General features: G+C 71.4%; 13 protein-coding genes and 2 pseudogenes. 6 read left to right on the forward strand and 9 right to left on the reverse strand.

The window, feature by feature from the left end; translation table 11 throughout:
- Positions 1-147: 147 nt before the first annotated feature.
- Positions 148-1,074, reverse strand: coding sequence for an EamA family transporter (locus tag JR065_RS15185; RefSeq protein ID WP_206235140.1), 927 nt, complete (start codon positions 1,072-1,074; stop codon positions 148-150).
- Positions 1,071-1,862 carry a PhzF family phenazine biosynthesis protein gene (locus tag JR065_RS15190; protein WP_206235141.1) on the reverse strand — a complete coding sequence of 264 codons (792 nt, stop codon included), beginning with the start codon at positions 1,860-1,862 and terminating at the stop codon, positions 1,071-1,073. Before JR065_RS15190 ends, JR065_RS15185 begins: the two co-directional genes overlap by 4 nt.
- Before the next feature lie 115 nt (positions 1,863-1,977).
- On the opposite strand from JR065_RS15190, the gene JR065_RS15195 reads away from it, so the two are divergent.
- Entirely contained in the window at positions 1,978-3,384 is a 1,407-nt protein-coding gene (locus JR065_RS15195; RefSeq protein WP_206235142.1) for a PLP-dependent aminotransferase family protein, read from the forward strand.
- A 201-nt stretch (positions 3,385-3,585) separates the two neighbouring features.
- On the opposite strand, the gene fghA is transcribed toward JR065_RS15195, so the two are convergent.
- From fghA to JR065_RS15225, 6 genes are all read right to left on the reverse strand, one after another.
- Positions 3,586-4,416, reverse strand: a complete 831-nt coding sequence (gene fghA / locus JR065_RS15200) for an S-formylglutathione hydrolase (RefSeq protein WP_206235143.1) — start codon at positions 4,414-4,416, stop codon at positions 3,586-3,588.
- A gap of 107 nt (positions 4,417-4,523) precedes the next feature.
- On the reverse strand, positions 4,524-5,096 hold the full coding sequence (gene gfa, locus JR065_RS15205; protein WP_206235144.1) for an S-(hydroxymethyl)glutathione synthase: 573 nt from the start codon (positions 5,094-5,096) through the stop codon (positions 4,524-4,526).
- Positions 5,097-5,167: 71 nt separating this feature from the next.
- Complete coding sequence (locus JR065_RS15210; RefSeq protein ID WP_206235145.1) at positions 5,168-6,277, reverse strand: S-(hydroxymethyl)glutathione dehydrogenase/class III alcohol dehydrogenase; 1,110 nt, start codon at positions 6,275-6,277, stop codon at positions 5,168-5,170.
- Positions 6,278-6,319: 42 nt separating this feature from the next.
- Positions 6,320-6,595, reverse strand: coding sequence for a metal/formaldehyde-sensitive transcriptional repressor (locus tag JR065_RS15215; RefSeq protein WP_206235146.1), 276 nt, complete (start codon positions 6,593-6,595; stop codon positions 6,320-6,322).
- A 116-nt stretch (positions 6,596-6,711) separates the two neighbouring features.
- Positions 6,712-7,185, reverse strand: a complete 474-nt coding sequence (locus JR065_RS15220) for a hypothetical protein (protein ID WP_206235147.1) — start codon at positions 7,183-7,185, stop codon at positions 6,712-6,714.
- A gap of 308 nt (positions 7,186-7,493) precedes the next feature.
- Positions 7,494-8,522: a glycosyltransferase gene (locus JR065_RS15225; protein ID WP_206235148.1), complete on the reverse strand. Its 1,029-nt coding sequence runs from the start codon at positions 8,520-8,522 to the stop codon at positions 7,494-7,496.
- Between the two features lie 233 nt (positions 8,523-8,755).
- Between JR065_RS15225 and JR065_RS15230 the strand changes: the two genes are divergently transcribed.
- From JR065_RS15230 to JR065_RS21900, 3 genes and pseudogenes are all read left to right on the forward strand, one after another.
- Positions 8,756-9,472, forward strand: coding sequence for a response regulator (locus JR065_RS15230; RefSeq protein WP_206235149.1), 717 nt, complete (start codon positions 8,756-8,758; stop codon positions 9,470-9,472).
- A 29-nt stretch (positions 9,473-9,501) separates the two neighbouring features.
- Positions 9,502-9,802 (forward strand): annotated as a pseudogene (locus JR065_RS21895) (two-component sensor histidine kinase); the annotation flags it as partial.
- 254 nt (positions 9,803-10,056) lie between these two features.
- A pseudogene (locus JR065_RS21900) lies at positions 10,057-11,013 on the forward strand (ATP-binding protein); the annotation flags it as partial.
- A gap of 99 nt (positions 11,014-11,112) precedes the next feature.
- Here JR065_RS21900 and JR065_RS15240 read toward each other — a convergent pair.
- Entirely contained in the window at positions 11,113-12,477 is a 1,365-nt protein-coding gene (locus JR065_RS15240) for a glutamate--cysteine ligase (RefSeq protein ID WP_206235151.1), read from the reverse strand.
- A gap of 209 nt (positions 12,478-12,686) precedes the next feature.
- Here JR065_RS15240 and JR065_RS15245 point away from each other — a divergent pair, with 209 nt between their 5' ends.
- Positions 12,687-13,382, forward strand: a complete 696-nt coding sequence (locus JR065_RS15245; RefSeq protein WP_206235152.1) for a VIT1/CCC1 transporter family protein — start codon at positions 12,687-12,689, stop codon at positions 13,380-13,382.
- A 90-nt stretch (positions 13,383-13,472) separates the two neighbouring features.
- Positions 13,473-14,315: a helix-turn-helix domain-containing protein gene (locus JR065_RS15250; RefSeq protein ID WP_206235153.1), complete on the forward strand. Its 843-nt coding sequence runs from the start codon at positions 13,473-13,475 to the stop codon at positions 14,313-14,315.
- The last annotated feature ends 90 nt before the right edge of the window (positions 14,316-14,405 follow it).

Raw genomic sequence — 14,405 nt, forward strand, 5'->3', positions numbered from 1 at the left:
CGCCGCCGCGGCAGCGGGTGGATCGGTACGGCAATTCGGCGATGCCACCTGTAGGAGCCACTTCAGTCGCGACGGGCCTTGCCGGTGAAATCCATCGCGACTGCCGCTTCCGCAGCGTTGCGCGACTGCATGCCGGGGATTCGAGATCTAAGGCGCCGCGCCCGCCACCGCGCCTGCCGCGCGGCGCGGCCAGCGCCATTTCAGGTTCACCGCCAGCGTGCCCAGCACGATCAGCGCCAGGCCCAGCCATTGCACCGGCACCAGCCGGTGGCCGTACAGCAGGTAGTCCAGCAGCAGGGTGACCAGCGGATACACGAACGCCAGGATCGCGATCGTCGCCACGTGCAGGTGCCGGTACGAGGAATAGAACAGCACGTAGACGATGCCGCTGTGGATCACGCCCAGCCCGACCAGCCACAGCCAGTGCGTGCCCGGGTGCAACGCGGCGCTGCTGGAAAAGCCGGCCAGCAACAGCGTGCCGACCCAGCATTGCACCGTCACCACCGCCAGCGGCCGCTCGCGGCTGATGCGCCGCGACAGCAGCAGCGACGCGCCGCACAGCAGCGCCGCCAGCAGGGTCAGCGCGATGCCGAACAGGTAGCCGCGATCGGCCGTATGCCAGAGCCGGACCGGGTCGGCCGAGCACGCCACGCCGGCGAAGGCGAGCAGGGTCCAGCCCAGGTCGGCGCGGCGCGTGCGCTCGCCCTGCAGCATCGCGGCCAGGATCAGCATCACGAACGGGAACACGTGGTAGACCATCGTCGCCACGCCGATTGACGAGCGTGCCATGCCGGCGAACAGCGCCACCCAGTTCAGCACCAGCAGCACGCCGCTGAGCGCGGCGTCGCGCAGCAGCGCGCGCTCGCGCCACAGCCCGCGCAGCTGCCCGCCGAGCAAGCCGCAGACGGTCAGGAACAGCGCGCCGAACAGGCAGCGGTAGAACACCGCGGTCACCGGATCCTGCCCGCTTTCGTGCACGAACACGCCGACCGAGCCGATCAGCACTTCGGCCAGCAGCAGCTGCCACAGCGCCCGCCGCGCGGCGCCTGCAGGAACGGCGGCGGCCGCGCTCACAGCGCGATCGTCCCGTGCAGGTACTGCACCGCGCTGCCGCGGACGTAGACATGCTGCGCCTGGACCCGGCAGCCGAGCTCGCCGCCGCGCGCCGAGGCCTGCAGCGCGGTCAGCTGCGACTTGCCCAGCGCCTGCGCCCACAGCGGCGCCAGCGCGGCATGGATCGAGCCGGTCACCGGGTCCTCGGCACCGCCGTTGGCCGGCCAGAAATAGCGCGACACGAAATCGTGGGCGGCGCCGGGCGCGGTGACCGCGACATCGCGCGGCGCCAACGCCAGCATTCGCGCCAGGTCCGGCACCACCTCGCGCACCTGGCGTTCGGTGGCGTACACCGCGATGTAGGCCTGCGGGTTGACATGGACCGCCTGCGGCGCGATGGACAAGGCGTCGTACAGGGCCTGCGGCACCGCTGCCAGCGGCGCCGGCGCCTGGTTGGGAAAGCGCATCTCGAAGCTGCCGTCGGCCACCATTTCCACGCCCAGTTCGCCGACCGCCGGCGCCCGCAACCGCAACGGGAACGGCGCCAGGCGCTGGGTGGCGATCACGAACGCGCTGGCCAGCGTCGCATGGCCGCAGAAGCCCACTTCCTTCAGCGGCGAGAACCAGCGGATGTCGAACGCGCCGTCGCCGTCGCGCACGAAGAAGGCGGTCTCCGACAGGTTGTTCTCGCTGGCGATGGCCTGCATCAGCGCATCCGGCAACCATGCCTGCAACGGCACCACCGCCGCCGGATTGCCCTTGAAGCGCACGGTGGTGAACGCATCGACGACGAACACGGAAAGCTGCATCGGACTCTCGGCCATGCCGGCACGGCGCCGGGCTGTGTCCGCAGTCTGCGGCGCCCTGCGCGACCGGTACAGATGCAGATAATCTATAACTTCACCGATACAGATGGAGCCGCGCATGCTGCTGTACGAAACCCTGGCCGCCCAGCTGCGCGACCAGATCGGGCGCGGTGGCCTGCGTGCGGGCGACCGCCTGCCGTCGATCCGGCAACTGGCCGCGCGCCACGGCGTCAGCGCCGCCACCGCGGTGCAGGCCTGCCTGCAGCTGGAACGCGAAGGCCTGGCGCAGGCGCGCCCGCGCTCGGGCTACTTCGTGCGCGCGGCGGCGACGCTGCCGCCGCCGGCTGCGGGGCCGCGCCGGCGCGCGCCGGGCAAGGTCGACAATCCGGCGTTGCAGCGCGTGCTGGACATGTACGCGCGCGCGGACCTGGTACCGCTGCACAGCGCCACGCCGGCGCCGGCACTGTTGCCCGGGCATGCGCTGGCCGCGGCGCTGTCGCGGCAGCTGCGCCGCAACCGCGCGACGGCCCTGGACTATGCGCCGCCACAGGGGCACGCCGCACTGCGCCAGCAGATCGCCCAGCGCTACGCGTACAGCGCCACCGCGGTGGCGCCGGACGAGGTGGTGATCACCGCCGGCACCATGGAGGCCATCAGCCTGGCGCTGCGCACCGTCACGTCCCCGGGCGACGTGGTGCTGGTGGAGACGCCGACCTACCACGGCATCCTGCAGGCGGTGGCGGCGCTGCGGCTGAAGGTGCTGGAAGTGCCGAACCGCCCCGGCCACGGCATCGACGCCGCCCGCCTGGACGCGCTGCTCCAGCGCACCCGGGTGCGCGCTGCGGTGCTGGTGCCCAACTTCAACAACCCGCTTGGCAGCCTCACCCCCGACAGCGCCAAGCGGGCGCTGCTCGCCAGTTGCGCGCGCCACGGCACGGTGGTGATCGAGGACGACATCTACGGCGAACTGGCGTGGTCCGGGCAGCGCCCCCTGCCGCTGCGCCATTTCGACACCCACGCCAACGTGATCACCTGCGGCTCGTTTTCCAAGACCCTGGCGCCGGGCCTGCGCGTGGGCTGGCTGCTCGGCGGAGAGTGGACCGACGCGCTGGTGCGCGCCAAGTACTTCTCCACCGTCGGCAGCGCCAGCCTGGCGCAACTGGCGCTGGCCGACTACCTGGCGCGCCACGACCTGGATCGGCACCTGCGCAAGCTGCGCCGCGCCCTGGCCGACAACGGGCAGCGCCTGCGCGAGAGCGTGGCGCGGCACTGGCCGGCGGGCACCCGGGCCGGCGATCCGGCCGGCGGATTGTCGCTGTGGCTGCAGTTGCCCGAGGGGGGCAACGGCCAGGTCTTGTTCGAGGCCGCCCTGGCCGAGCGCATCGGCACCTCGCCCGGCCACCTGTACTCCAGCCGCGGCGACTACGCCGGCCATCTGCGCCTGAGCTGCGGCCAGCCGTGGAGCCAGACGCTGGAGCGTGCGATGCGGCGGCTCGGCGCGCTGGCGGCGCGGCAAGCGGGCTGACGCACGCGCCGGCATTCGCCGAGGGATTGCGCACCGTCTCGTCCGGCATGGCGCGCGGACCGGGGACGCCCGCCATTCAAGCCGGGCGCATGCGCCTCGCCCGCGCCCGCATCGCACCGGACCCGCAGAAAAGCCACGGCATGCGCCCGCACCGGCGCAGCGCGGCATGCGGACCGCCGACGCGGCGCGGGCGCGGCGCGCTCAGTCCTGCAGCGCGCGCGCGTGGTGGGCGATGTGCTCGCCGATGAAGCTGCTGATGAAGTAGTAGCTGTGGTCGTAGCCGGGCTGCACGCGCAGCGTCAGCGGATAGCCGGCGGCATCGGCCGCATCCTGCAGCAGTTGCGGCCTGAGCTGCTTGTCGAGGAACTCGTCGCCGCCGCCCTGGTCGATCAGCAATGGCAGCCGCTCGCCGGCGCTGGCGATCAGCGCGGTGGCGTCGTAGGCCTTCCAGTCGGCGCGATCCTCGCCCAGGTACGCCGCGAACGCCTTCTCGCCCCAGGGCACCTGGCCCGGCGCGACGATCGGCGAGAACGCCGACACGCTGCGATAACGCCCGGGGTTCTTCAGCGCGACCACCAATGCGCCATGGCCGCCCATCGAGTGGCCGCTGATCGCGCGCGCGCCGGTGGTGCGGAAGCTGGCCTCGATCAGCGCCGGCAGCTCCTGCACCACGTAGTCGTACATGCGGTAGTGCCTGGCCCACGGCTCGCGGGTGGCGTTGACGTAGAAGCCGGCGCCCTTGCCCAGGTCGTAGCCGTCGGCATCGGCGACATCGTCGCCGCGCGGGCTGGTGTCGGGCGCGACCAGGATCACCCCGTGCTCGGCGGCATAGCGCTGCGCGCCGGCCTTGGTGATGAAGTTCTGCTCGGTGCAGGTGAGCCCGCTCAGCCAGTACAGCACCGGCAGCGCGGCGTGCTCGGCCTGCGGCGGCAGGTAGACGGCGAAGTTCATCGTGCAGCCGAGCACGGCCGAATCGTGGCGATAGACGTCCTGCCAGCCGCCGCAGCAGGCGTGGTGTTCGATGCGTTCCATGGAATGGGATCCCAGATAAGGGAATGCGGGCGCACAGGCGCCGACCGCATCCGAAGCCGCGTCCGCAACGCACCGCCCGTGGCGGTGCGTTGCGGACACGGCGGGTTTCAATGCAGCACGCCGCTCTTGCGCGCGACGTGGGTGGAAATGGCGTCCATCAACACCGGCGACAGGCAGTCGTAAGGCTCCAGCTGCAACTCGCGCAGCCGCGCGCGCACGCCGTCCATCGCTTCCGGGCGGGTGCCGCTTTCGATGATCGAGGACACGAACGCGGCGAAGCCCGGCGCCGACCAGCCCTGCTGCGGCGACAGCTCGGTATGGATGAAGTCCAGGCCGTAGAACGCATGCTCGGTGTTCTCGATGCGCCCGTACATGTGCACGCCGCAGCCGGTGCAGGCATGGCGCCGGATCGTCGCGCTGTCGTCGACCACCTTCAGCTTCTCCTCGTGCGCGGTGACCTTGACCTTGTCGCGCCCGACCACCGCTACCACGGAGAAGGTCGCCCCCTTCGGCTTCCAGCACTTGGTGCAGCCGCACGCATGGTTGTGCGCGGTCTGCGCGCCCACCTCCACCGTCACCTTGTCGCTGGCGCAGTGGCATTCCAGCGTGCCGCCCTGGAAATTCTCCGCGCCGGCGCGAACACCGCCATCCACCGCCGGATGAATCGTTACGCTGCTCATCTTGCCCCTCCCGGGTTGACTACAACTGTGCAGATGCGCGGAATCGGCCGCGCGCCGGACTGACCGTCAGGTCAGAAATGGATCACGGTGCGGATCGACTTGCCCTCGTGCATCAGGTGGAAGGCCTCGTTGATCTCTTCCAGCGGCAGGTTGTGGGTGATGAACGGATCCAGGTCGATCTCGCCGTGCATCGCCTGCTCCACCATGCCCGGAAGCTGGGTACGGCCCTTGACCCCGCCGAACGCGCTGCCGCGCCATACCCGGCCGGTGACCAGCTGGAACGGGCGGGTGCTGATCTCCTGGCCGGCGCCGGCCACGCCGATGATGACGCTCTCGCCCCAGCCCTTGTGGCAGCACTCCAGCGCCGCGCGCATCACGTGCACGTTGCCGATGCACTCGAAGCTGAAGTCCACGCCGCCATCGGTCAGCTCGACGATGACGTCCTGGATCGGCTTGTCGTAGTCCTTCGGATTGATGCAGTCGGTGGCGCCCATGCTGCGCGCCAGGTCGAACTTGCCCGGGTTGGTGTCGATGGCCAGGATGCGCCCGGCCTTGGCCTGCACCGCGCCCTGGATCACCGCCAGGCCGATGCCGCCCAGGCCGAACACCGCCACCGTGTCGCCCGGCTTGACCTTGGCGGTGTTGTGCACCGCGCCGATGCCGGTGGTGACGCCGCAGCCGAGCAGGCACACCTTCTCCAGCGGCGCCTCCGGGTTGACCACCGCCAGCGAGATCTCCGGCACCACGGTGTATTCGCTGAAGGTGCTGCAGCCCATGTAGTGGAAGATCGGCTGGCCGTTGTAGGAGAAGCGGGTGGTGCCGTCGGGCATCAGGCCCTTGCCCTGGGTGGCGCGCACCGCCTGGCACAGGTTGGTCTTGCCGGACAGGCAGAACTTGCACTTGCGGCATTCGGCCGTGTACAGCGGGATCACATGGTCGCCCACCTTGACGCTGGTGACGCCCTCGCCCACTTCGACCACGACGCCACCGCCTTCATGGCCGAGCACGGCCGGAAAGATGCCTTCCGGATCGTCGCCGGACAGCGTGAACGCATCGGTATGGCACACGCCGGTATGGGTGATCTTGACCAGCACCTCCCCCTGGCGCGGCGGTTCGACATCGATCTCGACGATCTGCAGCGGCTTGCCCGCTTCGAAGGCAACGGCGGCACGGGATTTCATGAGGGTTCTCCTGGAATAACGGGTTGGGTCGTGGGGTTCGGGTTACTTGAGATAGGAACGGACCAGCATGCCCATCTCGCGCACGCGCGCGGCGCGCTGCGTGTCGGAGGTGGCGGCGTGGCCGAACTCCTCGCGGATATGCGCCTGCATCACTTCGGACATCAGCCCGTTGACCGCGCCGCGGATCGCCGCGATCTGCTGCAGCACCGCCGCGCAGTCGGCACCGCCCTCGAGCGCGCGCTCCAATGCCTCGGTCTGGCCGCGCACGCGGCGGATGCGGGCAAGGACGCGTTTCTTCTCGTGTGGCGTGTGCGGCATGCGCGGCGGGTCCGGGAACTATACTGGGGGACAGTATATTCCGACGCGCGGAAAAGAAAACGCCCGGGCCCCTCCCCTCGAGGGACCCGGGCGTCCCGGCATCGTGCCCGCAACCGTCAGCGGTCGGCAGGCGGCGCCGGCAAGGAAGCGGAAGCCGGCGCCGATCCGCGGTGTGCGGGCGGCGCCATGCCCTTGCCGCGCAGGCACGCGTCCAGCTTGGCGAAGTCCATGCGCGCGGCCGGCCTGGCTGCTGGCGCGGACGCGCCGCCCGCCGTGCCGGTATCGGTTTCTGTATCGGCGCCGGCCTGCGGCGGACGCGACGGCCTGCCGCCCTGCGGCGGCGGGGGCAGGCCCAGTTCGCTGGCGCAGGCCTGCAATGCGGCATCGAACGCCGGATCGTGCCGATGCATCGGCGGGCGGCGCTCGCCGCCGTCCGGCCCTGCCGCCGAGCCGTGGCCCGCGCCCGGCGGCGGGCCGTCCGCAGGCAGCGGGCCAGGGCCGGGCACGCCGACGCAGACGGTGACGCATCCGCCCAGCGAGGCGGTCAGCAACAGGGCCAGCGTGCCGCTGGCGAATCTATGCAATGTCATGGGGCAAAGCCTCCTCCTGGTGGCGGCGTGGATGTCGGCACCGGCAGCGCGCGCCGGATGAACCCGCAGCCGGTCCGCATGCCGGCTCACGACAGGCTTCCATGCCGCTGTCGCGCGCCGTTGTCCGCGTGCGCCAGCCGGCGCGACGTGCGCGCAACGGCAGCGGTGCGGCGGTGCCTGCGTGGCCACAAGCGCGAACGGACATGACGCGCAGCGGCGCAGAGCGCCCGTCGCCCGAGCAGCACCAGCGCGTTCGCGCACGGACACAGCGCACAGCTGCGTTCCTTTGCGCACGCCGCCCGCACCGCTCACGGCAGCGGCGCGCCGACCGCGGCCACGCCCACGTCCATGCCAGGGCTGGATAGCGGCTCCCGCAACAGCACCGCACTGCGGAAGCGCGCCGCGAACGCCGCATCGTTGTGGAGGAAATGGGCGCGCGCCGCGGCGGCCAGCTGCGCGCGCTGCGGTGCCGTCAGTGCCAGCGCGCGCTCCACGCCCGCCTCGATGCCTTCGCGATCCACATAGTGGTAGCTGGCCAGCCGCATCGGCCGCGAGCACGCCGGGGCCAGCAACAGGCCGCGCGCCGGCGTCACCAGTTCGTTCATCGGCTCGGCGTCGGTAGTCAGCGTCACCGCGCCCACGCTCATCGCCTCCATCAGGTAGTGGCCGAACCCTTCCACTTCCGACGGACACAGGTGGAACGCGTGCGCGTTCTGCAACACGCGCAATTGCGCATCGTCCAGATAGCCGATGCGGTGGTCGATGTTGCCGGCGCGTACCTGTGCGCCGGCGGTGCGTGGGTTCTGCACCACGGTCAGAGGCGGCCACTCGGGGTGGCGCGCCCAGGTATCCAGCAGCACCTGGGTGCCCTTGGCAGTGCTGCGCCCGGCCAGATGGAAGAACGCATAGCGCCGCGGCACGTCGGTATCGTAGCGGTCGCGGCTGGTGAAGCCGATGTAGCGGGTGCGACAGCCGAGCCGGCGGAACGCCAGTTCGGCGTGGCGGGTCTTGCACAGCACCGCCTCGAACCGACGCAGCGTCGGCAGCCATTTGGGCAGGAACCATTCCGGGTTCGGCACCAGCAGGTTGCGCTCGGCCAACGGCAGGCAACGCGGATAGACCCGCTCGGAGAACACCTGGGCATGCACGCGACCGTACAGCGCGCGCGCCAGCCACGCCCTGGCCTCCTGCCCCTGCCGAGTCAGCTTTCCGCGGCTGAAACCGAGCCGCTGCACACGATGCCCGCCGGCGGCCAGGGCTTGCGCCATCAGGTCGAGATCGCGACTCAGGCCGGTACCGTTGTCGCAGCTGACGATGCGGAAGAGATCGGACGCCATGGACGTTCTGCAGCGTGAAAGGACGCCAGCGTCCGCGCCATGGGTGTCGGCGATTTGTCGTCGTTTGTCAGCGGTCGACACAATTCAGCCATGGGGCCACCGGTACCGCTGACTATGATGGCGCCGCGATCCCGCGCCCTGCACACATCATGGTCGGCGCGCCCGCGCCAGTTCCCCGACGGCAGCGGCCGCGTCTAGACTGGCTGCACTCCGCGCGGCCGCCCTTCAAGACCATGGACATGAAATCTTTCGTAATGGTGGTCGACGATGATCCGGACCTGCGCCGGCTCATCAGCGAGTTCCTGCAGGAGCACGGCTATCACGTGGAATCGGCGGAGAACGTCGCCGACATGCGCCGGCTGATGGCCGTGCGCCAGCCCGACCTGGTGATCCTGGACGTGATGATGCCGGGCGAGGACGGCCTGAGCGCGGCGCGGCAGCTGGCCAGCGAGCGCGGCGCGCCGGCGGTGATCATGCTCAGCGCGCTGGGCAGCGACACCGACCGCATCATCGGCCTGGAAGTGGGCGCCGACGACTACCTGGCCAAGCCGTGCAATCCGCGCGAACTGCTGGCGCGGGTGCGTGCGCTGCTGCGCCGCAGCCAGGCCGCGGCGCTGCCGCCGGAAGCGCGCGGCAACGTGTACGAGTTCGCCGGCTGGCGCCTGGACGTGATCCGCCGCGACCTGCGCGACCCCACCGGCATCTTCATCAACCTCTCCGACGGCGAGTTCGGGCTGCTGCGCACCTTCGTCGAGCACCCGCAGCGCGTGCTCAGCCGCGACCAGTTGCTCGACTATGCGCGCGGGCGCGACACCGAAGTCTACGACCGCGCGATCGACAGCCAGATCAGCCGCCTGCGCCGCAAGATCAACGAGCGCGTGCAGACCGAGCTGATCCGCACCGTGCGCAACGAGGGCTACATGCTGCTGCCGAGCGTCGCGCGGCTGTGAGCGCGCCCGAGCAGCGGGGCCGCCGCGGCATGTCGATCTTCGTGCGCACCTTCCTGCTGCTGCTGGCGGCGCTGCTGACCGCGCAGCTGATCGGCATCGCCCTGCTGGTGCTGCGCACGCCGGTCTACGAAATGCCGGTGCATCCGCCGGAAGTGATCGCGCTGCTGACGACCAAGATGCCCGCCGGTACGCAGACGCTGAAAGTGCGCGACTCGGCGCACGCGCCGCTGCCCGCGCCGGGACAGATCCGCGATTCGATCGCCGAGTTCATGATGGCGAACTGGCTGGACGTGGCGCCGGAACAGGTGCGCTTCTATCGCAACGGCGACGAGAACCTGCCACGCGCGGACTTCGCGCCGGGCGAGCGGCCGCGGCGCATGCGGCTGCAATTCGCGCCGCCCGACGGCGAGGATTTCCAGCGCGACGGCATGCCGCCGCTCCCCGAGCATGGCGGGCCGCCGCAGCCTCCGATCGACGGCGCCGCGGCGCCACCGCCGCAGCCGCCGGGCGGGCCGGCGTCCAATGCCGCGTTCGGCGCGAAGATGCGCGCGATGGATTCGCGTTGGCGCGAGCGCGGCTTCGCTCCCGCATCGCCGCTGCTGGGCGGCTTCACCGCCGCGCTGCGCCAGCCCGACGGGCGCTGGCGCAGCGTGGTCTCGCCGCCGCGGCGCTTGTCCACCGCGTTCAAGACCCAGGTCGCGCTGCTGTTCGTCGCCGGCCTGCTGGCGATGCTGCCGCTGGCGTGGTGGTTCTCGCGCGCGCTGGCCGCGCCGATCCGGCGTTTCGCCGAAGCCGCCGACCGCCTCGGCCGCAACCCGGACGCTGCGCCGTTGCAGCGCAGCGGACCGAGCGAGATCGTGCAGGCCGCCGATTCGTTCAATGCGATGCAGGCGCGCCTGAACCGGCTGGTCAACGAGCGCACGCATATGGTCGCGGCGATCGCCCACGACCTGCGCACGCCGCTGGCGCGGCTGGCGTTCCGCCTGGAGGGCCTGCAGGCGCCGCTGCGCGACAAGACGCTGGCCGACATCGAGGAGATGAAGGCGATGATCTCCGCGGCGCTGGACTTCATCCACAACGACAGCCGCCGCGGCGCGCGCGCGCCGCTGGACTTCCGCCTGCTGGTGGAGAGCGTGGTCGACGACGCCAGCGACACCGGCGCCGAGGTCGACTTCGCCGCCGGCCAGGCGATCACCCTGGACGGCGACCCGCTGTCGCTGCGGCGCATGGTGATGAACCTGGTCGAGAACGCGCTCAAGTACGGCAAGCGCGCGCACCTGCAATTGCACCGCGAAGGCGGGGACTGCGTGCTGTGGATCGACGACGACGGACCCGGCATCGACCCGGCCCAGCGCGAACAGCTGTTCCTGCCGTTCTTCCGCGGCGAGAACTCGCGCAACCGCGACACCGGCGGCATCGGCCTGGGCCTGTCGGTGGCGCACAGCATCGCGCTGGCGCACGGCGGCGAGATCGCCCTGGACAACCGCGCCGAAGGCGGCCTGCGGGTCAGCGTACGGCTGCCGTGTCAGGCGTCTGCCTGAGACGGCAGCAGGCGCTTGCATCGCGGCCTAGTGGCCGAAAGCCGCCCATCGCGCGATGAATTCACGGCCGGCCGCGTCGGACGCAGCCGGCGCGCCGGATCAGTATGCGAACTCGCGGAACACCTGGTCGATGTCGCCGTGCCACGCGCCGTGGTACAGCGCCAGCTTGCGCTCGGCCGCGGTCTCGCCGGCCTGCAGCATCTCCACCAGCGGGTCGAGGAAACGCGATTCGTCCTGGCCGTCGCCGTTGTGCCGGGCGCGCCGGCGCAGCCCGCCCAGCGCGATCTTCACCGACTCGGCGGCCAGGTCCTGCACCGTGCCGTGGCGGAACGGCAGCTTCAGCGCCTGCTCCGGCACGCCATCGCGCAGCGCGTGACGTTCGGCCAGGCTGAAATCCTTGACCAGGTCCCAGGCCGCGTCCAGCGCCGCATCGTCGTACAGCAGGCCGACCCAGTACGCCGACAGCGCGCACAGCCGCCCCCACGGGCCGGCATCGGCGCCGCGCATTTCCAGGTATTTCTTCAGCCGCACTTCCGGGAACGCGGTGGTCATGTGGTCGGACCAGTCGCGCAGCGTCGGCAGCGCGCCCGGCAGCGCCGGCAGCCGGCCCTGCATGAAGTCGCGGAAGCTCTGCCCGCTGGCGTCGACGTAGGTGCCGTCGCGGTAGGAGAAGTACATCGGCACGTCGAGCAGGTAGTCGACGTAGCGTTCGTAACCGAAGCCGTCTTCGAACACGAAGTCGAGCATGCCGGTGCGACCGGCATCGGTATCGGTCCAGATGTGCGAGCGGTAGCTCAGGTAGCCGTTGGGCTTGCCTTCGGTGAACGGCGAATCGGCGAACAGCGCGGTGGCGATCGGCTGCAGCGCCAGCGACACGCGGAACTTCTTCACCATGTCCGCTTCGGTGGCGTAGTCCAGGTTGACCTGCACCGTGCAGGTGCGGGTCATCATGTCCAGGCCGAGCTGGCCGACCTTGGGCATGTAGTTCTTCATGATCTGGTAGCGGCCCTTGGGCATCCACGGCATCTCGTCGCGGCGCCACTTGGGCTGGAAGCCCATGCCCAGGAAGCCCAGCCGCAGCTCGTCGGCGACCTGCTTGACCTCGTTGAGGTGGCTGCCCACCTCCACGCAGGTGTCGTGGATCGTCTCCAGCGGCGCGCCGGACAGCTCCAGCTGGCCGGCCGGCTCCAGCGTCACCGAGGCGCCGTCGCGCAGCAGGGCGATGGTGCGCCCGCCTTCCAGCACCGGCTCCCAGCCGAAGCGGGTCAGCCCGTTGAGCAGCGCCTCGATGCCGCGCTCGCCGTCGAACGCCGGCGGGCGCAGGTCGTCCAGGCGGAAGCCGAACTTCTCGTGCTCGGTGCCGATGCGCCACTGCGCTTCGGGCTTTTCTCCGGAGGCGAGCACCTCGACCAGCTGGGCGCGGTCGGTGATCGGCGTCTCGGCAACGTGGCTGGGGCTCGACAAGGGCAGGCTCGCACAGAAGGTGAGGCGATGTGGGGACAGCCCGGCGCCATCGCAAGGGCCGCACTATAGCGTGACCGCCGCCAAGGCCATATCGCCACCGGCGGTGTTGCAGCATTCCACCGCCCGCGGCGGTCGCGACTGAGACGCAGCCAAACATGCGCGGCGGCGCTTGCTAGGCTGAACGCCCGTCCCGGCTCTACAGGCAGCGTATGCGTCCCGCCCATTCCGAGATCCACCGCGCCGACCGCGCCGGCTGGCTGCGCGCCGCGGTGCTCGGCGCCAACGACGGCATCCTGTCGGTGGCCGGCCTGGTGGTGGGCGTGGCCAGCAGCGGCGCCGCCGCGCCGGCGGTGCTGTCGGCCGGCATCGCCGGGCTGGTCGCCGGCGCGATGTCGATGGCCGCCGGCGAATACGTCTCGGTGCGCTCGCAGGTGGATACCGAGCAGGCCGACCTGGCGATCGAGCGCCGCGAACTGCGCGAGGATCCGCACAGCGAACTGGACGAGCTTGCCGGCATCTACCGCCAGCGCGGGCTGGATGCGGCGCTGGCCCGCCAGGTCGCCGAGCAGCTGACCGCGCACGATGCGCTGGCCGCGCATGCGCGCGACGAGCTGGGCATCACCGACACCCTGCGCGCGCGTCCGTTGCAGGCGGCGCTGGCCTCGGCGGCCGCGTTCTGCTGCGGCGCGGCGCTGCCGATCCTGGCCGCGCTGCTGGCGCCGCCGGGCATGCAGGTGGCGGTGACCGGCGCGGCGACGCTCGCCGGACTGTCGCTGACCGGCGCGCTGGCCGCGCGCGCCGGCGGCGCGTCCGGCGTGCGCGGCGCCATCCGCGTGGTGTTCTGGGGCGCGGCGGCGATGCTCGCCACCGGTGCGGTCGGGCGCCTGTTCGGGATCCAGGTCTAACCGCGTCCGCCGCGCGCGATGCCCGGCGGATGCAACGCGGCCCGCACCGGGACGGACCGGCCCGCAGCCGCTGCTGTAGCATCGCCGGCCATGCCTGCCGCTGCCGCCGCCGCTCCTGTCGACGCCCTGCTCGCGCAACTGGCGAGCCTGGCCGCCTGCGAACGCGCCGAAGGCTATGCCTGCGTGTCAGCGCGGCGCGAACACGGCGCGCGCTCGGTCGACATTCCGCGCCCGCAGCTGGCGATCCTGCTGCAGGGCCGCAAGCAGGTGCGCACCGCGACCCAGGCGCTGGCGTTCGTGCCCGGCGACCTGTTCCTGGTGACGCGGCGCTGCCGCATCGACGTGATCAACACGCCCGACCCGCACAGCGGCCTGTACCTGAGCGCGCTGATCCCGCTGTGCGAGGAGGCGCTGGGCGCGGCGCGCATGCTGTGGAACGAACCGCTGCCCGACGCCGGCGAGGCGCTGGCGCGGCTGCCGGCGGTCGAGTTCGGCGCCTGCCTGCTGCAATGGCGCCAGGCGCTGCAGCACGGGCACTACACCGAGGCGCGACTGGCGCTGGCGGCGCTGGTGGTGTCGTTCTGCCGCCGCGGCCATGGCGGCCTGCTGCTGCCGCCGGCGCCCGGCGTCGCCGCGCAGGTGCGCGAGCTGGTCGCCACGCAGCCGCAACGCGACTGGCGCTCGCGCGACATCGAGGACAGCCTCGGCGTGAGCGGCGCCACGCTGCGCCGCCACCTGGCCGGCGAGCGGACCTCGCTGCGCGAACTGATCGTCGACGCGCGGCTGGCGCATGCGATGGAACTGCTCTACACCACGCGCTGGCCGCTCAAGACCGTGGCCGCGCGCGCCGGCTACCGCTCCACGCGCAGCTTCAGCCAGCGCTTCCAGCAACGCTACGGGCTGGACCCGGCGAGCATCGGCAACCAGCGCTGACCGCGGCGCCCGGCGCGCGGTGCTGCGGATGCCGAGCGGCGCGCGCAGCCGAATGAGCGAATCGCGCAGCGCGGGCCGTGCAACCTGCAG

The sequence above is a fragment of the Xanthomonas sp. genome, assembly GCF_017163755.1.
Lineage (GTDB): Bacteria > Pseudomonadota > Gammaproteobacteria > Xanthomonadales > Xanthomonadaceae > Xanthomonas_A.